This window comes from Saccharopolyspora sp., from assembly GCF_017434145.1.
GTDB lineage: Bacteria > Actinomycetota > Actinomycetes > Mycobacteriales > Pseudonocardiaceae > Saccharopolyspora_C > Saccharopolyspora_C galaxeae.
Map to the genome: position 1 here is coordinate 1 of NZ_JAFRFW010000059.1, position 3,342 is coordinate 3,342.

The 3,342-nt window shown below is 69.3% G+C and carries 4 protein-coding genes; 3 read left to right on the forward strand and 1 reads right to left on the reverse strand.

What is annotated here, in order from left to right; genetic code table 11:
- Positions 1-355: 355 nt before the first annotated feature.
- On the forward strand, positions 356-1,045 hold the full coding sequence (locus IJH84_RS01550) for a DUF3800 domain-containing protein (RefSeq protein ID WP_295139383.1): 690 nt from the start codon (positions 356-358) through the stop codon (positions 1,043-1,045).
- A gap of 257 nt (positions 1,046-1,302) precedes the next feature.
- Here the strand turns inward: IJH84_RS01550 and IJH84_RS01555 are convergent, their stop codons facing one another.
- Complete coding sequence (locus tag IJH84_RS01555; RefSeq protein WP_295139385.1) at positions 1,303-1,674, reverse strand: GRAM domain-containing protein; 372 nt, start codon at positions 1,672-1,674, stop codon at positions 1,303-1,305.
- A gap of 175 nt (positions 1,675-1,849) precedes the next feature.
- Here IJH84_RS01555 and IJH84_RS01560 point away from each other — a divergent pair, with 175 nt between their 5' ends.
- Together IJH84_RS01560 and IJH84_RS01565 are read left to right on the forward strand one after the other, a co-directional pair.
- Positions 1,850-2,440: a biotin transporter BioY gene (locus tag IJH84_RS01560; RefSeq protein WP_295139387.1), complete on the forward strand. Its 591-nt coding sequence runs from the start codon at positions 1,850-1,852 to the stop codon at positions 2,438-2,440.
- A partial coding sequence (locus IJH84_RS01565) for an AMP-binding protein (protein ID WP_295139390.1) occupies positions 2,437-3,342 on the forward strand: 906 nt, incomplete at its 3' end. The genes IJH84_RS01560 and IJH84_RS01565, both read left to right, overlap by 4 nt.

A 3,342-nucleotide genomic window follows, 5' to 3' on the forward strand; every position in this document is an offset into this window, starting at 1 on the left:
CTGCGGTCCGTGCACGACCGCGGCGTCATCGCGGTCCTCGACCCGCGGCTGGCGACCGCCCGCTACGGCAGCTTCCTGCGCGCCTCGCTGCCGCCGTTCTGGGCCACCTACGACCCGCAGGTGGTCCGCGGCGCACTGGGCAGGCTGAACGCGGCGGCCTCCGGCTGACGGTGCAGGAGCGGTCGCTCTCGACGTATGCGCTCCAGTCCGACGTGGAATGACGTTGACCATGCCTGCAAAACCTTCGCTGTCCGGCACGCGCGCAGGCCGCCGAGTCGGGGTGCCGCGGTTCAAGAAAACACCCTAAGACGAACACGGTGCGTTTGTGGTCGGTCACGTTCCGTATGGTGTGGTCATGGTCGTGCGGGTGTTCTACGTCGATGACTCCGGGGCGCAGCAGTCGGGGATGAACGTGTTCGGCTGGGTGGAACTAGAGCTGCGGACGTGGAGTCAGGTGCTGCGGGGCTGGCTGGACTGGCGGCAGGAGTTGTACCGCTCGATCGGATTGGCCACGGACTTTGAGTTGCATGCGACAGATTTCGTGGGAGGTCGTTCGCGTCCGACGGGTACGGACTGGGACGCGGTGAAGGCGAACCGGTCGAGTGTGATGCGGGAGGCGTTGTCGACCGTGGCGCGGCTGGAGGGGTTGGAGGCTGGCGCGGTGTTTCTGCGGACGCCATCGGGAGTCAAACATAAGGCGGCGAAGGCGGACGCTTATGCGCGGCTGGTGCGGTATCTGGATGCGCGGTTGACCGCGGCCGGCGAGCTGGGCTTGATCATGATGGACGGGGACGGCAATGATCACTCGTACCGGACTGCGCATCGGGAATTGAAGCTGGCTACGCGCTCGGTGATCGAAGATCCGCTGTTTCATCACTCGCACCACAGCCAGTGGGTGCAAATGGCTGATCTGGTGGCGTACACGGCTTACATGCGGGTGGCGCGTGTTGAGCGCAAAGCTCATACGTGGGGTTGGTACGAGCTGCTGTCTCCCTGCGCCCGCACCGGGCCGGAGCCGCTGGATCTTGGGGGCCCCGAAGGCTGACCAACCTGAACGCTGGCGGGCCCTGAACGCTGGCGGGCCCTGAAAAGTAAGCTGGACCCGCTACCCCAAGCACATGGGACGGGTCCGCACCGACGACTATACACGGTAACCGTGGTCGGCACTAGGCGCCCTGCTGTGACGTCCGCATCCGCTGGTCAGGACTGGCAGAGTGTCCGTCACCGTCGATCTCGACGCCGGGTTTCGGTGGTCGCCTTCGATCGGAGACCGCGCACCGCACCGCGCTGGGAGGTTGCGGTTCAGGCCGGGCCGGTCGCGGCGCGGATCTCGGTGATGACCTGGTCGAGTTTGTTGAGGACGAACAGTTCGGTGGAGCCGTCCGCGCAGTCGATCCGCAGTCGGGTGCGCAGGCCGCCGTTGTACGCGGCGCGCAGGTTCAGGGTGCGCGGCTGCTTGCCGACCTCGGTGATCGCCGCCAGCGGGATGCTCCGGTATTCGCCACCGGTGTTGGCGTCGAAGGCGTGCGGGCAGAACAGCACTCGCCGGTTCGTCAGGTACAGCCTGCCGCCGGCGGCGCGGGAATTGCTCTGCGTCCGGTTCGCCCAGCGGCGCCAGGTGACGATCTCGCCGTCATCGGTGGGAGCGACGTTGCCGGGTAGTTGCGCGGTCACGACTTCCCCTTTCGGGACTCGGGTAGGGCCGGGCGCGATCTTCGCGGCAGCCGGGGAATGCGGGCAAGCCCGGCACCGCCCGGTTGTGGAGTGTCCACAATGGGACGGAACACTTTCTGTTCCGCAGGCCGAGCCGGGTAGGTTGACGCCGGACCGCGATCGGTGAGGAGTCGTCGTGCCTGGACAACGCACTGCCCCGGCCACCGAGCTGGCCCGGACCGTGGTGTTCGCGGCGTTCATCGCCGTGCTCGGCCTGTTCCCCGGGTTCTACCTCGGCGGCGCCGCGGTGCCGGTGGTGCTGCAGAACATGGGGCCGCTGCTGGCGGGCAGCATCCTCGGTGCCCGCCGCGGAGGCGCATCGGTGCTGCTGTTCCTGGGACTCGTGGTGATCGGGTTGCCGCTGCTGTCGGGTGGCCGCGGCGGCATTGCGCCGTTCGCCGGGCCGAGCGGCGGATTCCTGCTGGGCTGGCTGCTGTCGGCGTTCGTGGTGGGGCTGATCGTGCAGCGGGCGACGCCGCGTCCGGGGCTCGCGGTGCTGCTGCTGGCGAACCTGGCCGGGGTGGCGGTGGACTACCTGGTCGGCATTCCGTACTGGGCCGCGTTCACCGGTGATCTCGGTGCGGCCGCGGTGCAATCGCTGGTGTTCGTGCCGGGTGACGCGGTGAAGCTGGTGCTGGTTTCGCTGGTCGCGGTGGCGGTGCACCGGGCGTTGCCCGCTTCGCTGAGTGGTTCTGCGCAGGGCGGTACCCGGACGGCGCGGGAATGACCCTGCCGATCCTCGGGCGCCGACTCACCGCCGGCGTGTCGTGCGGTGCGGACGTTCTCGACGGCGCCGAGATCATGCGGCGCGCGCAGGGCGCGGCGGGCGAACTCGCCGGAGTCGATCGGGTGGCCGTCGACGACCCCGACCCGCTGCACCGGCTGTGCTGGCTGCTGGGCGCGGACCTCGCCGGAGCAGCGACGCTGATCGTCGACCCGGATTGGCCGCGGCCGCAGGACGTGCTGGACGAGGCGAAACCGGGCCGGGTGGTCCGCGGCCTGCCGATTCCGGGCGAGCCGCCGGAAACGCCGCGCGACGACGAGCTGACCTGGTTCTACCTGCCCACCACTTCCGGCAGCAGCGGCACGCCGAAAGTGCTGGCGCGATCCCGGAAGTCCTGGCTGCGCAGCTTCACCGCGCTCGACGCACCGTTGCGCGACGACGATTCCGCGCTGATCCCGGGGCCGTTGAGTTCCTCGCTGTACCTGTTCGGCGCGCTGCACGCGCTGCACCAGGACCGCGATGTCCGCCTGCTGCGGCGCTGGTCCGCGCGCACCGCCGCGCAGGAGTGCCTGCACGCGACGGTCGTGCACGTTGTCCCCGCGATGCTCGCCGAGCTGCTTTCGGTGTGGGAGCGGCATCCCGAGCTGCGTGACTCCTGTGCGCTGCGGCTGATCGTCTGCGGCGGGGCCGACCTGGCGCCCGAGCTGGAGACGCGGCTGCACGCGCTGCTGCCGGGCTGCGAACTGCTGGCGCACTACGGCTCCGCGGAGACCTCGCTGATCGCGCTGCGCCGCGGCGAGCGTCGGCTGCGGCCGGTGGTGGACGTGGAAATCCTTGATGCGCAAGGAAATCCGGCCAGTGAAGGCGAATTGCGGGTGCGCTCGGAGCTGGCCTTCGACGGCTAC